General features: G+C 46.9%; 2 protein-coding genes and 1 pseudogene. All 3 read left to right on the top strand.

Translation table 11 applies throughout. The annotated features are described in order from the left end of the window. Positions 1 to 316 (top strand): annotated as a pseudogene (locus AB4496_RS15690) (hypothetical protein); the annotation flags it as partial. A gap of 123 nt (positions 317 to 439) precedes the next feature. Continuing rightward, the gene (arsC, locus tag AB4496_RS15685) at positions 440 to 790 is read left to right on the top strand and encodes an arsenate reductase (glutaredoxin) (RefSeq protein WP_009847383.1); all 351 of its coding nucleotides are present in this window, start codon (positions 440 to 442) and stop codon (positions 788 to 790) included. Between the two features lie 6 nt (positions 791 to 796). Continuing rightward, positions 797 to 1,371, top strand: a 575-nt coding sequence (wrbA, locus tag AB4496_RS15680; protein ID WP_372131324.1) for an NAD(P)H:quinone oxidoreductase, incomplete at its 3' end; no start/stop codon positions are given.

Genomic DNA, 1,371 nt, shown 5'->3' with positions numbered 1-1,371 from the left:
CTACGCCAATGCACTGATCGAAAATGAAGACCTACAGGAAGCCGTTCGCGTGTTGCAACGTTACACGCACGATAACCCGAACGACACCAATGGGTGGTACCTGCTTTCAAAGGCAAATACAAACCTTGGTAACAGCGATGAAGAACTGTCTGCTAGGGCAGAGATCTTGGCACTGCAAGCCAACTGGAACAAAGCGATTCAGTACTACACGCAGGCGAGCCAAATCGCAGAACTAGGCAGCCTAAAACAAGCACGTTATGACGCTCGAATTGATCAACTAATGATACAGCGCGAACGCTTCTTATCGTTGCAATAAGTATAATGACTGGTAGCGAAGCTCGTTGCCAAAATACAAAGAAAGCTCAACGTTACACAATAAGAAGCCACTCAGTTGGCTTCGGCTGAACTATTAAATCAAAAATAATAATGAGGAAGAACCATGTCTGTCGTGATTTATCATAACCCACGCTGCTCAAAGAGCCGTCAAACTCTCGAACTGCTTGAAGCAAACGGCGTACAACCAGAGGTGATCAAATACCTAGATGCGCCTTTGACTGTTGAACAGCTGAAAGTGCTTTTCACTCAGCTTGGTTTTGAGAGTGTTCGCGACATGATGCGTACCAAAGAAGCGGATTACAAAGAAGCGAACCTTGGTGACGCATCAGTGACTGATGAAGATCTTTTCGCTGCAATGGCAACGAATCCAAAACTGTTTGAACGTCCAGTGGTTGTCGCGAACAACAAAGCAAAAATTGGTCGTCCACCAGAACAAGTACTAGAGATTCTGTAATCCAATATGAGCATCAACATTCTTGTTCTCTACTATAGTCGACACGGCAACACCCAAGCGCTAGCAAGGCAAATCGCTCGAGGGGTGGAATCCATCCCGAACTGCGAAGCCATGCTAAGAACGGTGAACAACGTGTATACGGTAGAAGAGCAGCCGGATTCGCGCTATCAACCAACAGATCCTATTGCGACCTTACAAGATCTCCGTTCTTGCGATGGTTTAGCACTCGGCAGCCCAGTATGGTTTGGCAATATGGCTGGGCCAATGAAGCACTTTTGGGATAGCACAACATCGTTATGGATTAATGGCGATCTCATCGATAAACCAGCTTGTGTATTTACTTCCTCTTCATCACTACATGGTGGTCAAGAGACGACACAGCAAAGCATGATGCTGCCTCTACTTCATCATGGCATGTTAGTCGTGGGCATCCCCTATTCAGAACCTGCGCTGCACACCACTCAAACCGGTGGCACACCTTACGGTGCAAGCAGCACTGGAGAGAGCGCTTCATTAAGCAAAGAAGAAATTGAGTTGGCGAAAAACCTAGGCAAACGCGTAGCGCGCATCGCTATTAACCA

Source organism: Vibrio sp. 10N.222.46.A1, from assembly GCF_041473595.1.
Classification (GTDB): domain Bacteria; phylum Pseudomonadota; class Gammaproteobacteria; order Enterobacterales; family Vibrionaceae; genus Vibrio; species Vibrio tasmaniensis_A.
The sequence above is the reverse complement of the archived record's forward strand: the minus strand, read 5'-3'. Positions and strand labels throughout refer to the sequence as shown.

Excerpts from the sequence above, each read along its gene's own strand:
- arsC (WP_009847383.1), top strand. The coding sequence starts at position 440 with ATGTCTGTCGTGATTTATCATAACCCACGCTGCTCAAAGAGCCGTCAA.